Raw genomic sequence first — 13528 nt, 5'->3', positions numbered from 1 at the left:
CCCTTCAGGGTTAGAAATTTTTGGGGGCCTCATGCTGCGATCCATCCTGCTGATCATTCCGGTGTTGTGCCTTGCCTTCGCGGCCCGGGCCGACAACAGCCGGCTGGAGCGATTGGATACCGGCGACGACAGCCGCATGTGGCAGGCCGTTGGCAGGCTTGATATTGCCGGGCGCGGCTTTTGTACCGGCGCGTTGATTTCCCCGAAACTGGTCCTGACGGCGGCGCATTGTCTTTTCGACAAAAGCACCGGCGCGCGTGTCGATCACGAAAAGGTCGAATTCCTTGCCGGGTGGCGCAATGGCCGGGCCGAGGCCTATCGCTGGGTCAAGCGCGTGGCCATCCACCCCGAGTATGAATACAACGACAAGGTGGCCACGGAACGGGTGCGCAATGACGTGGCCCTTCTGGAATTGCACCATCCGATCCGCAACACCCGGGTGATCCCGTTCAAAACCGATATCCGCCCCCGCAAAGGGCAGCGTATCGGTATTGTATCCTACGCCAAGGATCGTTCGGAGGCACCGTCACTACAGGAGGTCTGCGACGTAATGGGGCGGCAGGAGGGGGTGTTGATCATGTCGTGCGATGTGAACTTCGGCTCGTCCGGGGCGCCGATATTCAGCTTCGAGGCCGGCGAGCCGCGGGTTGTCTCCGTGGTCTCGGCCATGGCCGAGCTTGAAGGGCGCAAAGTGTCTTTGGGCACCCAGCTTCAGCAGCCTTTGGACCTTCTTTATGCCCAGTTGGACGACAATCGGATCGTTCGCAGCAAAAAGGCACCGCGCCGTTTTACCACGGGTGAAGACCGGCAAACCGGGGCGAAATTTGCCAAGCCCTGACCGCGCGCTCAGGTCTTGAAAACCCGCGAAGACCTTCCCAAATCCTGAGTATCCCGGCGCCTCATTGGGCCGGGTGTGACCGGCCTGTCCCGAATGGGAAGGCTCAAAATCGGTATCGCTCAATGGAGGATGACCAATGCGAAACTTTGATCTTGCGCCGCTTTACCGCGCAACCGTCGGCTTTGACCAGATCGCCGACATGATGGACCGGGTTTTGTCGAGTGACATGACGCAACCCACTTACCCCCCGTATAACATCGAGAAAACCGCCGATGATGCCTATCGCATTTCAATCGCCGTTGCCGGTTTCGCCGCGGGCGATCTATCGGTGGACGTGAAAGACGGTGCGCTGGTTGTATCGGCCCAGAAGGCCGAGGACGATGGGGAGCGGACATTCCTGCATCGCGGCATCGCCACGCGCGCCTTCGAGCGGAAGTTCCAACTGGCCGACCATGTGCGCGTGACCGGCGCAAGCCATGCCGATGGCATGCTGCATATTGATCTGGTGCGCGAGGTGCCCGAGGCCCTGAAACCGCGCCGTATCGAGATTGCCAGCGGCGACGCGGTGGAAAAAGACGTGGTTGATGCCAAGGCCGTCAACTAGAGCGTTTCCGGTTTACCTTGAATCAAGCTGCATCACCAATGTCCCGAGAAGGCCGTAGGCCTGACAGGGTATTGTTGATGCAATAATAACTGGAAACGCTTTAAACGCCTGATCCTGTAGCGAAGATGGCCCGGCCGGGAAACGGCCGGGCTTTGTGATTTCATGGGTCAGGAACGCACCACGTAGACCGAGCATTCGGCATGCGTGACGACATGGCTGGCCGTTGTGCCAAGCAGGTAATCAGAAACCTTGGGGTTTGCCGATTCCATCACGACCACATCGACATTGCGCTCATCCGCCAGTTTGACAATCTGCCGGTGCGTCGCCCCTTTGCGCACGATGTATTCGACCTCGACCCCTTCGGCGGGGTGGGCCGCGACGAATTTCCTGAGTTCCTCGCCCCAATATTTATCGGAGTTATAAATGTTCAGGTTGCGCTCGATCTCGGGCGCCACGGTGGCAACGATCAGTTTCGCCCCGCGTCTTTGGGCCATTTCGACCGCTTCTGCATAAGCATTGTATTCGACTTTGACGTGACGAAGGTTGACGGGGCATAGGATCAACTTGGTTTCGCGGGACATATCGCACCTTTGGTTTGCGCAAGGTCAGGATGCACCCGGATATATCAATTGTGAGCTTGCTTTTGACTGTGGGCGTCATGGTTTCGGGCAAAAACGGCAAAGTGGCGTTCGAGTGGAAATAACTCGCGGCGCGGGACAGGGCCGCTAAGCTGACGGCATGTCACGAATCAATCTAGAACAGTTGCGCACGTTTTTGTCGGTTGTGCGGATGGGAGGTGTCGGCAAAGCCGCCCAGGCGCTGCACCTGACGCAACCCGCCGTTACGACACGTATTCGCAATCTTGAACAAAGCCTTGCGGCAGACCTGTTTGACCGGACGGGCGCGGGCCTGCGCCTGACAAAACGGGGCGAGCTTTTGCTGCGCCATGCCGAACAGTTCGAGCAACTGGGCGAGTTGCTGGAGCGCGACGTGATCGACCCGTCCGGCACCGAGGGACATTTGCGGTTAGGTGTGTCGGAAACCATCGCGCAATGTTGGCTGCCAGAATTCATCGCCCGCCTGCACGAGGAATTTCCCAAGCTGGAGATCGAGATCAATGTCGATATCTCGATGACCCTGCGGGCGGGCCTTCTGGATCGTGAAATAGACCTTGCGATGCTTTTGGGGCCGATCTCGGAATATTCGGTGGATAATGTTGACCTGCCGGGGTTTGACCTGGCGTGGTACCGGGCGGCAGAACAGGCAAAGGGTAAGGGCGGGTATTTCGACCGCCCCGTGATCACCTATGCCCGTAACACCCGCCCCTACCGGGAATTGAAGGCCGCGCTTTTTCAGCGCGAGGGGCCGGGCATTCCGCTTTTTCCGTCCTCGTCCCTGTCAGCCTGTTTTCGGCTGGTCGAAGCCGGGCTTGGGGTGGCCGCCCTGCCACGGGCGCTTGGGGCGGGCTATGTCGCACAAGGCAAGATCGTTGAATTCGATCCGGGGTGGACCCCGGCGCCCTTGCGCTTTTCGGCCTCTTACATGGGAGAGCCGCGCAGTCAAATGGTGACCAAGGCGGCCCAGATGGCGCAAGACGTCGCGATCGAGTTTGAAAGAGATAAATAGTTTTTATCCCTTTGGGTAATTTTATTCGATTTGTATTTATGTAGACCTCGGGCAATCCTTGCGACTCAGGAGGACCGCAAATTTGGCTGCCACATATCGTGACCTGAAAGACCTTGGGGCCGCACAGGTGCGGGCGGCCATTCGTGGCGGCCAATACACAGGGCATACCGCCGGGCTTGGCGCGGGGTGCCTGCAGGCCAACGTGGTGATCCTATCCGAGGCCCACGCCCTTGATTTCATGCGCTTCTGTCAGCGCAACCCCAAGCCCTGCCCCCTGACAGGCGTGTCGGACACCGGCAACCCGATGATGCAGACCATGGGGCAAGACATCGACATTCGGCGCGACGTCCCCGGTTATAATCTTTACCGTGATGGTACACACTCGGAGTCGGTGACGGATATTTCCGACCTGTGGCAGGACGACATGGTGGCCTTTGCCTTGGGCTGTTCGTTTACCTTTGAACATGCGGTTCAGGCGGCGGGCATTCCGCTTTGGCACATCCAGAACGACACCACCGTGCCGATGTTCCGCACCTCGATTGAGACCGTGCCAGCAGGGCGGTTTGGCGGGCCGATGGTGGTGAGTATGCGCGCCATCCCCGAGGATCGCGTGGCCGAAGTGACCCGCATTTCCCGGCGCTATCCGCTGGCCCATGGCGGGCCGATACATGTGGGCGACCCGGGGGCGATTGGCATTGCCGATGTCGCACGGCCCGATTGGGGCGACCCCGCGCCGGTTGGCGCCGGTGAGGTGCCTGTTTTCTGGGCCTGCGGGGTCACGCCACAGGTGGCCGTCGAACAAGCAAAGCTGCCGCTTTGCATAACCCATAAGCCCGGTCACATGCTGATCACGGATGTGACCGAGGATGCCGAGGTGCCGGTGATAAGGCACCAAGATTGAAGACCGAAACAAGAATCCAACAAGGAGAGATGACATGAAACATATGCTTGGAACCGCGGCCGTGGCCGCATTGATGGCCGCCCCCGTCGCGGCCGAGGACCTTTCAGTTGTGGGCAGCTGGTCAGGCCTGCCGTTGCATAAGCAGTTCGAAGAACCCTTCTGGACCGAAACGCTGCCCGAAGCCTCGGGCGGCGAGATCGACGTATCGCTGACCACCCACGGCCAGATGAACCTTGGCGTGGCCGATGTCTTCCGCCTGTTGGGCGATGGCGTTTACGACGTGGCGATGACCGTGGCCGATTACGCCGTGGCCGATCAGCCCGCTTTGGAGGGCCTCGACGTGCCGCTTCTGGCGCTGACGGCGGATGAGGCGCGCGCCATGGTCGATGCCGCCCGCCCGATGGTGGATGACATTTACCGCGATACCTTCAACAGCAAGGTTCTGGCCATTGCGCCCTATCCGCCGCAGGTGGTTTTCTGTAACGCCGAGGTGAACGAGCTGGCCGACCTTGAAGGCAAGAAAGTGCGCGCCTCGGGCCGGATGACCGCGAAATTCCTTGAGGCCTTGGGCGCCGAGGGTGTCAACGTCAGCTTCTCGGAAGTGCCGGGGGCCTTGCAGAAGGGCGTTGTGGATTGCGCCGTGACCGGGGCCGGTTCGGGTTACAGCGCCGGGTGGTGGGAGGTTTCCACGCACCTGATGGCGATCCCGCTGGGGGGCTGGGATTCGGTTGTCACGGCCATGAATATGGAAAAGTGGAACAGCCTTGATGCCGAGACCCAGGAATTGATCAGCACCCAGATCAAAACCGAGTTCGAAGAGCCCGCGTGGGACGCGGCGCAAGACGCGCTTGTGAACGATATCGCCTGCCTGACCGGCAATGGCGACTGCCCGGCCGGTGACGCACGCGACATGACCTTGGTCGATGTCTCGGACGCGGATTTCCAAAAGGCGCGCGATATCCTGATTGGTGAAGTGCTGCCGGACTGGGCCGAGCGCGCGGGCGGTGATTGGGCCGAGCGCTGGAACGGATCGGTTGGCGAGGTCGTTGGCGTGACCATCGAGTAAGCCAACCAATGAGTGAGGGCCCCACCATGGCGGAACGTATTTTGAAGAGTTTGAAGCGGCTTAATCGCGGCGTGGCTGTCCTGGTTGGCGTCATGCTGTTGATCTGTGCCGCCTTTGTTTTGGCCGATATCGTTCTGCGGCAGGTGGGGTCCTCATTCGGAGGAACCGATGAAATCAGCGGCTATGCCATGGCGATTGCCACGTCGTGGGGCATGGGGTTTGCGCTGATGGAATTGGGCCATGTCCGAATTGATTTGTTGCGTAGCCGCACCGGCCCCAAGGGCCGGGCGGTATTCGATCTGTTTTCCATGCTGGTTCTGGGCGGGGTCGTAACCTTGATCGCCGTGAAGGCATGGCCGGTACTGGACCGGTCGCTTTCCATGGGATCGCGCGCCAATACCCCGCTTGAGACATTGCTTTGGACGGTCCACCTGCCGTGGTTTGCCGGCTGGGTCTGGTTCGCGGCGATGTCCTGGTTGACGTTCCTGGCCGCACTGATGCTGGTGGCGCAGGGTAAATTCGGCGCCAGCGAGGCCGCCATCGGCGCGTTTGGCGAAGAGGAGTCGGTGTGATGATCGGTTATGTCTCTATCGGCCTTCTGGCGCTTCTGAGCCTGTCGATTCCGGTTGGCATCGTGCTGTTCCTGCTTGGTTTTGGCGTCGATACTTTCTTTAGCCCATTCCCGTTGATCCGGGGGCTTGGCAATATGGTCTGGTCGACCTCGAATAACGCCACGCTGATCGCCATTCCGTTCTTCGTGATGCTGGGCGAAATCCTTGTGCGCAGCGGGGTGGCCGCGCGGACCTATGCCGCGCTTGATAAGTGGATTTCATGGCTGCCCGGTGGCTTGGTGCACGCCAATGTCGCCACGGCGACGATGTTTTCGGCCACCTCGGGCAGCTCGGTCGCCACGGCGGCGACGGTGGCGACGGTGGCCATGCCACAGGCCGAGAAGCTGGGCTATGATCCCAAGCTGTTTTCGGGTGCGATTGCCGCGGGGGGGACACTTGGCATCATGATCCCGCCCTCGATCAACCTGATCGTTTACGGGTTCCTGACCCAAACCTCGATCCCGCAGTTGTTCCTGGCCGGGCTTGTCCCGGGTATCGGCCTTGCCGTTGGTTTTATCGTGATTACCGCGATTATATGCATAATCCGGCCCGATCTGGGCGGTGAGCGCCGGATGTTCCCGATGGCCGAGATGCTGCGCGCCCTTGTGCATCTGATCCCCATCATCCTGCTTTTCACCGTCATCATCGGCACGATCTACAAAGGCTGGGCCACCCCGACCGAGGCCGCCGCCGTGGGCGTGGCCGGGGCCGTGGTGATCGCGGCGGTTTTTGGCGGGGTCTCAACAAGGATGTTCTATGAAAGCATCCTTGGCACGGTGAAGATCACCTCGATGATCATGCTGGTGGTGCTTGGGGCCTCGTTCCTCAATTTCACGCTGGCCTCGGCGGGCTTGGGCAACGAACTCAGGCAGTTCCTTGACGGGCTTGGCCTGACGCCCCTGATGACGATCTTGGTGATTGTCGGCATCTACATCGTGCTTGGCTTCTTTATCGAGACCCTGTCGCTGATGGTGGTGACGATCCCGATCATCGTGCCCTTGGTGGTTGAGATGGGCTATGATCCGATCTGGTTCGGTATCCTGATGATCGTGTTGATCGAAATGGCCCTGATCACGCCGCCCGTGGGTCTGAACCTTTACGTGGTGCAAGGCGCGCGACAATCGGGCAAAATGAGCGAGGTCATGTTGGGGGCCGTTCCCTATGTCATGGCCATGCTGTTGATGGCGGTCGCCCTGATCGCCTTTCCTCAGATCGCCCTGTATCTGCCCGGTGCCTTGCAGTAGACGAAACCGAACGACGTTGAACCGAAGGACAGCAAGCCGATGACGCCTGCCAAGACAGATATGCGTGACGACTGGCCCCGCATCCATACCGTGGGTGTGGATGGCATGCTGGTCAGTTTCGGGCAGAGGCTGAGCGAACCGGCCAACCGCGCGGCCCTTGCCCTGCGCGCTGAACTGGAGCGGTTGTCGTGGGATGGGGTCGAGGAATGTTCAACCTCCCTGGTCTCGGCCTATCTGCGGTTTGATCCCTTGCACCTGCCGCACGCCGATTTGCAGGCACGGTTGGCAAAGCTGACAAGCGACCGGGATTGGTATCAGGCGGCGTTGCCCGAGGGCCGCAAGCTGTGGCGCATCCCCACGGTCTTTGGCACCGATCTGGCTCCGCAACTGGAGGAGGCCGCACAGGCGGCCGGGATGACGGCGAAAGAGGCGGTCACCTCGATTTCGTCAACCCAAGTGCGGGTGCAGACCATCGGCTTTGCCGCCGGACAACCCTATCTGGGCGAGTTGGACGAAGCATGGGATATTCCCCGGCAGACCGAACTGACCGAGCGGGTGCCCGAAGGGGCCCTGACCGTGGCGATCCGGCAGTTGGTCTTGTTCTCGGTCAGTACACCAACGGGGTGGCGGCATATCGGGCAGACGGGGTTTCGCCTGTTTCGCCCTGACAGTGAGGTGCCTTTCGTGCTGCGCCCCGGCGACGAGGTTCTGTTCACGCCCACCGATGCCGAGACATTGCAGAACATGCGCGAGGGCGGCCCCGATGCCGGGGCCACATCCGAGGTATTGAAATGACACGTGAGCTTATCGTGCATCGTGCTGGGCCGGGGGTCACCGTACAGGACATGGGCCGCCCCGGTTACCTTGGCTTTGGCCTTTCGCAAGGGGGGGCCGCCGACCGATTGGCCATGGCCGAAGGGGCCGCCCTTCTAGCACAGGATGGCCGGACCGCTGCGCTTGAAATGGCCGGTATGGGCGGCGAATTCGAGGCCAGCGAGGATATACGCATCGCCCTGACAGGCGCACCGATGCGCGCCGCCATCGACGGACAGCGGATCGCATGGCATGCCAGCCACGAGTTGCCAAAAGGCGCGCGCCTTGTGATCGGGGGCGCGTCGGCCGGTAGCTATGGGTACCTGCATGTCGGCGGTGGATTTGACACGCCCGAGACCCTTGAAGCGCGTAGTGCGCATTTGGCGGCAGGCTTGGGCAAGGCTGTTGCGGCGGGAGATGTCTTGCCGGTGGGGGAAGACCCCGGGCATGGGACCAACCAATGCCTTTCCGTGGAGCCCCGGTTCGAGGGAGGGACGGTGCGCGTTGTACCCAGCCTGCAAACCGATTTCTTCGGCTCAGACCAGATTGCCCGCTTTGAAAGTGCCGAGTTTCATCGCGACACACGCGGCAGCCGGATGGGTGTTCGCCTGAACGGGGCCGAGGGGTTTCATAGCGATGCCGGGTTAAGCGTACTGTCCGAAGTTGTCGTGCCGGGCGACATACAGATCACCGGCGATGGGACGCCTTTCGTGCTGCTGAGTGAGTGCCAGACGACCGGGGGATATCCGCGCATCTGTACGGTCCTGCCTTGCGATTTGCCCAAGGTGGTCCAGGCTGCACCCGGGGCGTCGCTCCGGTTCCGGTTTGTCACGCTGGAGGACGCCGTCGAGGCCGAGGCCCGCGCGGCCAGGCACCGCGACAGCCTTCGCGCGCAACGCCAACCTTTGGTTCGCAACCCGCATGAAATGCGCGATTTGCTGGCCTATCAACTGATCAGCGGTGTGACCGCTGGCAATGACATTTGAGAGGGGTTTCATGACACGTACTGTCGATCTGAACGCTGACATGGGTGAAAGTTTTGGCGATTGGACCATGGGGGACGACGCCGCGCTTTTGGGTATCATAACCTCGGCCAATATCGCCTGCGGGATGCACGCGGGCGATTGGGATGTGATGGCCCGCACCATGCAGGCCGCCAAGGCACAGAAGGTCGGCATCGGCGCGCACCCCGGCTTTCCCGATTTGCAGGGCTTCGGGCGGCGGCGGATGCATGTGCCCTTGGACAGCCTTGGAAACCTCGTGCGCTATCAACTGTGTGCGGCGCAAGGTATGGCGCGGGCACAGGGGGCTGAAGTGCGGCACCTGAAGCTGCACGGCGCCTTGGCGAACATGGCCTCGGAAAACAAAGCCATGGCACGGGCCTGTTACGAGGCCGCGCTCTCGGTGGATCCAGACATCATCGTCATGGTTCTGGCAGGCACCGCGCAACAAGCCGCGGTGCAGGAGTTGGGATGCAAAGCGGCCTGCGAGATTTTTGCCGACCGGGCCTATAACGACGACGCAACGCTGGTGGACCGCAGCCAGCCGGGCGCGGTGATCCACGACGCGGCGGCAGCGGCCAAGCGGATGGTCGAGATGGTCGGCGCCGGGGCCATCATCACCGAAAGCGGCAAGCATATTCCCACCCGGATCGACACGATCTGCTTGCATGGCGATACCACCGAAGCAGTACAGATCGCGGCCCAGGTGCGCACGGCGCTTGACGCGGATGGCGTGACGCTCAAGGCCTTCGAGGGCGCGCCGATTTAGGGTTTAGTGCGCCTCGGCCCAGTTATCGCCTTGCCCTGCGTCGACCACCAGCGGCACGTCGATCTTGACCGCCGGGTCGGCCGCGCCTTCCATAACCTCGCGGGCGGTGTCGATCAGTTTGTCGACGCCCCCTTCGGCCACCTCGAAGATCAATTCGTCGTGCACCTGTAGCAACATCTTGGCGGGCTGGCCTTCGATGGCGTCGGGCATGCGGATCATGGCGCGACGGATGATGTCGGCGGCAGTGCCCTGGATCGGCGCGTTGATCGCCGCCCGCTTGGCAAAACCGGCGCGCGGGCCTTTGGCGGAAATCTCGGGCGTGTGGATTTTGCGGCCAAAGAGGGTTTGAACAAAGCCGTGTTCCTTGGCGAAGCCCACGGTCTCGTCCATGTAGGCCTTGATGCCGGGGAAGCGTTCGAAATAGCGGTCAATGAAGCCCTGCGCGTCTTTGCGCGGGATGCGCAGGTTACGGGCAAGCCCAAAGCCGGAAATGCCGTAGATCACACCGAAGTTGATGGCCTTGGCCTGACGGCGAATTTCCGGTGTCATCTCGTCCATCGGGACGTCGAACATTTCCGAGGCGGTCATGGCGTGAATATCCTGCCCCTCGCGGAAGGCCTCTCTTAACGCGTCGATGCCCGCGACATGGGCCAGAATGCGCAATTCGATCTGTGAATAGTCAAGGCTGACAAGGCGGTTGCCCTTCTCCGCGACAAAAGCCTCGCGGATACGGCGGCCTTCTTCGCTTCGGACCGGGATGTTTTGCAGGTTGGGGTCGGTCGAGGCCAAGCGCCCGGTGCTGGCCCCGGTTTGCACATAGGATGTATGCACGCGGCCTGTGTCGGGGTCGATATGATCCTGAAGCGCGTCGGTGTAGGTGGATTTGAGCTTGGACAGCGCCCGCCAATCCAGCACCCGCGCCGGCAGGTCATGCTCAGTCGCCAGATCCTCCAGCACATCCGCGCCGGTGGCATAGGCCCCGGTTTTCCCCTTCTTGCCGCCTTCAAGGCCCATCTCGTCGAACAGGATTTCGCCCAACTGCTTGGGCGAGCCGACGTTGAACTTGCGGCCTGCCAGCCCGTGAATTTCTTCTTCCAGTTCGGCCATCTTCTGGGCGAACTTGCCGGACATGCGCGACAGGGTCTCGCGGTCCACCTTGATGCCGTTACGCTCCATCCGGGCCAGGATGGGCGAGAGGGGGCGTTCGAGGGTTTCGTAAACCGTGGTCACCTTTTCCTGATGTAATTGCGGTTTGAACGTCATCCAAAGGCGCAGGGTGATATCGGCATCTTCGGCGGCATATTTCACCGCGTCGTCAATTGGCACGCGGTCAAAGGTGATGGCGGATTTGCCGCTGCCCAGAAGCTCCTTGATCAGGATCGGCGTATGGCTGAGGTAACGTTCCGACAGCGTATCCATGCCGTGCCCATGGATGCCGGAATTCAGCGCGTAGGACATAAGCATCGTGTCATCAATCGGCGCGACGGCGATATCGTGGCGGGCGAAAATCTTGGCGTCGTATTTCATGTTCTGCCCGATCTTGAGGATGGCATCATCCTCAAACACGGGTTTCAGCGCCTTGAGCGCCTGATCCATCGGCAATTGCCCGTCCGCGAGGGCATCGGTACTGAACAAGTCATCCGTCGCCCCGTCACGGTGGCCAAGCGGGATGTAGCACGCCTGCCCCGGTTCAACGCTGAGCGAGATACCAACCAACAATGCCTGCATTTCATTGAGCGATGTGGTCTCGGTATCGACGGCAACGTATCCGCGCGCCTTGATCCGGTCGATCCACGCCTCAAGCGCCTTCATGTCCGAGACACGCTCGTATTTTTCGGGGTCGATGGCGGGCCAATCGGGCGCTTCTTCCACCGGGTCGGCCCCGGCGGGGTTGGTATCGGGAATGACCGGTACCTCGGCCCCAAGGGTTTCCGCGATACGCTTGGACAGCGTACGGAACTCCATTTCCGCAAGGAACCCCAGAAGGGTGTCGGGGTCAGGATCGCGCAGGTCCAGATCATCCAGCGTGAAATCGAGCGGGGTGTCGCAATCAAGCTGCACCAGTTTCTTCGACAGCTCGATCTGTTCGCGTTTCTCGATCAGGGTTTCACGGCGCTTGGGTTGTTTGATTTCCTCGGCGCGGTTCAAAAGCTCTTCCAGAGAGCCGAATTCATTGATCAGAAGGGCCGCGGTTTTGATCCCGATGCCCGGCGCGCCGGGCACGTTATCGACGCTATCGCCCGCCAGGGCCTGCACATCGACGACCTTGTCAGGGGTGACGCCGAATTTTTCCTCCACGCCTTCAGAATCAATGCGGCGGTTTTTCATGGCGTCGAACATTTCCACGCCGGCGCCGACAAGCTGCATCAGGTCCTTGTCGGAGGACACGATGGTCACCCGTCCGCCAGCCTCGCGCGCCTGACAGGAAAGCGTCGCGATGATATCGTCGGCCTCGTACCCTTCGATTTCCTTGCAGGCGATGTTGAAGGCCTCGGTCGCGCGGCGGGTCAGCGGAATTTGCGGGCGCAAATCCTCGGGCATTTCATCGCGGTTGGCCTTGTATTGATCGTAAAGATCATTGCGGAAGGTATGGCTGCCCTTGTCAAAAATCACCGCGATATGGGTGGGGGCATCGTTGCCGGTGCTGTTGCCGTCGATATACCGCTGCAACATGTTGCAGAACCCCGAGACCGCGCCGATCGGCATGCCATCGGATTTCCGGGTAAGCGGCGGCAGCGCATGATAGGCGCGGAAGATGAAAGCCGAACCATCAATCAGATGCAGGTGGCATCCTTTTCCAAAAGACATGGACCGCCCCCCATCAGGCTTTAATTATTGAGTCGTGGCGCGGCGCGCGCAAATCAGCTTGCGCTGACCGTACCTTCGAAATCGCGGTGGATGTATTTGCAATCGCAATAGGGGCATTCCACGTATCCCGTTTCATGCGGGATCTGCAGCCATACGCGCGGATGGCCCAAAGCCCCTTCGCCCCCGTCACAGGCGACGCGATAGCTGTCGACTAGCTTGCTTTCCGGAGCCTTTGTTACCATCGGGGCGTTTCCTTTTGCCGATCTTTCCACTAGGTCCGAATATGAGCGATCCGAAAGGCAGGGGCAAGGGGACCATGGGCGAGAACGCCATTGAAATACGCGGCTTGCGCAAGTCATATGCCGCAAGCAAGGGCGCACCGGTCAAAGAGGCGCTGAAAGGTGTGGACCTGGATATCCCGCAAGGGTCTGTTTTCGGTCTGTTGGGGCCGAATGGGGCTGGCAAATCGACATTGATCAATATTCTGGCCGGGCTGGTGGTGAAAACCGAAGGGCAAGTGACGATCTGGGGCTTTGATCAGGATGTGAACCCCCGGCAAAGCCGCGCCTCTATCGGGGTCATGCCGCAGGAATTGAACCTTGATCCCTTCTTTACCCCGCGCGGAGCCCTGGATGTTCAGGCGGGCCTGTATGGCGTGCCGAAAAGGCAGCGGCGCAGCGATGAAATCCTTCGGCTTGTCGGGCTTGAGGACAAGGCCGAGGCCTATGCCCGGACGCTTTCGGGCGGGATGCGGCGGCGGCTTTTGCTGGCCAAGGCGCTTGTGCATACGCCGCATGTTCTGGTGCTGGACGAACCGACGGCGGGCGTGGATATCGAGTTGCGCCAGATGTTGTGGGAAAACGTGCGCCGTTTGAACCGCGAAGGCATGACCGTGATCCTGACCACCCATTACCTCGAAGAGGCCGAGGAAATGTGCGACGAAATCGCGATCATCAACCAGGGGGATTTGGTGGCACGCGACAGTACGGCGAACCTGCTAAGCCGTCTGGACGGAAAGTGCATGGTGATCCAGCCTGATAAGACCCCCGAAACCCTACCCGAGGCGCCGGGAATCGAAGTGGAAACCCGGCCCGATGGGTCATTGGCACTCAGTTATCAGGCACGGGAAACCTCGGCCGAGGCGGTGCTGGAGGCGGTGCGCGGCGCGGGCATCCGCATCCGCGATGTGAAGACCGAACAAGCCGATTTGCAGGATGTCTTCCTTGAACTGACCCGGTCGCGGTAAG

At 60.8% G+C, this 13528-nt stretch carries 14 protein-coding genes; 11 read left to right on the top strand and 3 right to left on the bottom strand.

Features of this window, described 5'->3' with window-relative positions; translation table 11 throughout:
- The first annotated feature begins 31 nt into the window (after positions 1–31).
- Both RBB32_RS04020 and RBB32_RS04015 read left to right on the top strand, forming a co-directional pair.
- On the top strand, positions 32–838 hold the full coding sequence (locus RBB32_RS04020; RefSeq protein ID WP_306151392.1) for a serine protease: 807 nt from the start codon (positions 32–34) through the stop codon (positions 836–838).
- A 136-nt stretch (positions 839–974) separates the two neighbouring features.
- The gene (locus tag RBB32_RS04015; RefSeq protein ID WP_306151391.1) at positions 975–1442 is read left to right on the top strand and encodes an Hsp20 family protein; all 468 of its coding nucleotides are present in this window, start codon (positions 975–977) and stop codon (positions 1440–1442) included.
- Positions 1443–1609: 167 nt separating this feature from the next.
- On the opposite strand, the gene RBB32_RS04010 is transcribed toward RBB32_RS04015, so the two are convergent.
- Positions 1610–2023 carry a universal stress protein gene (locus tag RBB32_RS04010; RefSeq protein ID WP_306151390.1) on the bottom strand — a complete coding sequence of 138 codons (414 nt, stop codon included), beginning with the start codon at positions 2021–2023 and terminating at the stop codon, positions 1610–1612.
- A gap of 157 nt (positions 2024–2180) precedes the next feature.
- Here RBB32_RS04010 and RBB32_RS04005 point away from each other — a divergent pair, with 157 nt between their 5' ends.
- The 8 genes from RBB32_RS04005 to RBB32_RS03970 all read left to right on the top strand — a co-directional run bounded on the left by RBB32_RS04005 (position 2181) and on the right by RBB32_RS03970 (position 9473).
- Positions 2181–3068 (top strand): LysR family transcriptional regulator, encoded by an 888-nt coding sequence (locus RBB32_RS04005; protein ID WP_306151389.1) that lies wholly within the window; start codon positions 2181–2183, stop codon positions 3066–3068.
- An 82-nt stretch (positions 3069–3150) separates the two neighbouring features.
- Positions 3151–3969: a putative hydro-lyase gene (locus RBB32_RS04000; RefSeq protein WP_306151388.1), complete on the top strand. Its 819-nt coding sequence runs from the start codon at positions 3151–3153 to the stop codon at positions 3967–3969.
- A 34-nt stretch (positions 3970–4003) separates the two neighbouring features.
- Entirely contained in the window at positions 4004–5035 is a 1032-nt protein-coding gene (locus tag RBB32_RS03995; RefSeq protein WP_306151387.1) for a TRAP transporter substrate-binding protein, read from the top strand.
- 71 nt (positions 5036–5106) lie between these two features.
- Entirely contained in the window at positions 5107–5607 is a 501-nt protein-coding gene (locus RBB32_RS03990; RefSeq protein ID WP_371931010.1) for a TRAP transporter small permease subunit, read from the top strand.
- Positions 5607–6890, top strand: a complete 1284-nt coding sequence (locus tag RBB32_RS03985; RefSeq protein WP_306151385.1) for a TRAP transporter large permease — start codon at positions 5607–5609, stop codon at positions 6888–6890. Before RBB32_RS03990 ends, RBB32_RS03985 begins: the two co-directional genes overlap by 1 nt.
- A gap of 39 nt (positions 6891–6929) precedes the next feature.
- The gene (locus RBB32_RS03980) at positions 6930–7685 is read left to right on the top strand and encodes an allophanate hydrolase subunit 1 (protein WP_306151384.1); all 756 of its coding nucleotides are present in this window, start codon (positions 6930–6932) and stop codon (positions 7683–7685) included.
- Positions 7682–8689 carry a biotin-dependent carboxyltransferase family protein gene (locus tag RBB32_RS03975; protein WP_306151383.1) on the top strand — a complete coding sequence of 336 codons (1008 nt, stop codon included), beginning with the start codon at positions 7682–7684 and terminating at the stop codon, positions 8687–8689. Before RBB32_RS03980 ends, RBB32_RS03975 begins: the two co-directional genes overlap by 4 nt.
- Before the next feature lie 10 nt (positions 8690–8699).
- Positions 8700–9473, top strand: a complete 774-nt coding sequence (locus RBB32_RS03970) for a LamB/YcsF family protein (protein ID WP_306151382.1) — start codon at positions 8700–8702, stop codon at positions 9471–9473.
- A 3-nt stretch (positions 9474–9476) separates the two neighbouring features.
- Here the strand turns inward: RBB32_RS03970 and polA are convergent, their stop codons facing one another.
- Both polA and RBB32_RS03960 read right to left on the bottom strand, forming a co-directional pair.
- On the bottom strand, positions 9477–12281 hold the full coding sequence (gene polA, locus RBB32_RS03965) for a DNA polymerase I (RefSeq protein WP_306151381.1): 2805 nt from the start codon (positions 12279–12281) through the stop codon (positions 9477–9479).
- Positions 12282–12334: 53 nt separating this feature from the next.
- On the bottom strand, positions 12335–12523 hold the full coding sequence (locus RBB32_RS03960; RefSeq protein ID WP_306151380.1) for a zinc-finger domain-containing protein: 189 nt from the start codon (positions 12521–12523) through the stop codon (positions 12335–12337).
- 74 nt (positions 12524–12597) lie between these two features.
- Between RBB32_RS03960 and RBB32_RS03955 the strand changes: the two genes are divergently transcribed.
- Positions 12598–13527: an ABC transporter ATP-binding protein gene (locus tag RBB32_RS03955; RefSeq protein WP_306151596.1), complete on the top strand. Its 930-nt coding sequence runs from the start codon at positions 12598–12600 to the stop codon at positions 13525–13527.
- The last annotated feature ends 1 nt before the right edge of the window (position 13528 follow it).

The sequence above is a fragment of the Roseovarius sp. MMSF_3281 genome (genome assembly GCF_030733685.1).
Taxonomy (GTDB): Bacteria; Pseudomonadota; Alphaproteobacteria; order Rhodobacterales; family Rhodobacteraceae; genus Roseovarius.
The sequence above is the reverse complement of the archived record's forward strand: the minus strand, read 5'-3'. Positions and strand labels throughout refer to the sequence as shown.

What these genes read in the sequence shown, in the direction of transcription:
- RBB32_RS04020 (WP_306151392.1), top strand. Translation starts at nt 32, where the DNA reads ATGCTGCGATCCATCCTGCTGATCATTCCGGTGTTGTGCCTTGCCTTC.
- RBB32_RS04015 (WP_306151391.1), top strand. Translation starts at nt 975, where the DNA reads ATGCGAAACTTTGATCTTGCGCCGCTTTACCGCGCAACCGTCGGCTTT.
- RBB32_RS04010 (WP_306151390.1), bottom strand. Translation starts at nt 2,023, where the DNA reads ATGTCCCGCGAAACCAAGTTGATCCTATGCCCCGTCAACCTTCGTCAC.
- RBB32_RS04005 (WP_306151389.1), top strand. Translation starts at nt 2,181, where the DNA reads ATGTCACGAATCAATCTAGAACAGTTGCGCACGTTTTTGTCGGTTGTG.
- RBB32_RS03995 (WP_306151387.1), top strand. Translation starts at nt 4,004, where the DNA reads ATGAAACATATGCTTGGAACCGCGGCCGTGGCCGCATTGATGGCCGCC.
- RBB32_RS03985 (WP_306151385.1), top strand. Translation starts at nt 5,607, where the DNA reads ATGATCGGTTATGTCTCTATCGGCCTTCTGGCGCTTCTGAGCCTGTCG.
- RBB32_RS03980 (WP_306151384.1), top strand. Translation starts at nt 6,930, where the DNA reads ATGACGCCTGCCAAGACAGATATGCGTGACGACTGGCCCCGCATCCAT.
- RBB32_RS03975 (WP_306151383.1), top strand. Translation starts at nt 7,682, where the DNA reads ATGACACGTGAGCTTATCGTGCATCGTGCTGGGCCGGGGGTCACCGTA.
- RBB32_RS03970 (WP_306151382.1), top strand. Translation starts at nt 8,700, where the DNA reads ATGACACGTACTGTCGATCTGAACGCTGACATGGGTGAAAGTTTTGGC.
- polA (WP_306151381.1), bottom strand. Translation starts at nt 12,281, where the DNA reads ATGTCTTTTGGAAAAGGATGCCACCTGCATCTGATTGATGGTTCGGCT.
- RBB32_RS03960 (WP_306151380.1), bottom strand. Translation starts at nt 12,523, where the DNA reads ATGGTAACAAAGGCTCCGGAAAGCAAGCTAGTCGACAGCTATCGCGTC.
- RBB32_RS03955 (WP_306151596.1), top strand. Translation starts at nt 12,598, where the DNA reads ATGGGCGAGAACGCCATTGAAATACGCGGCTTGCGCAAGTCATATGCC.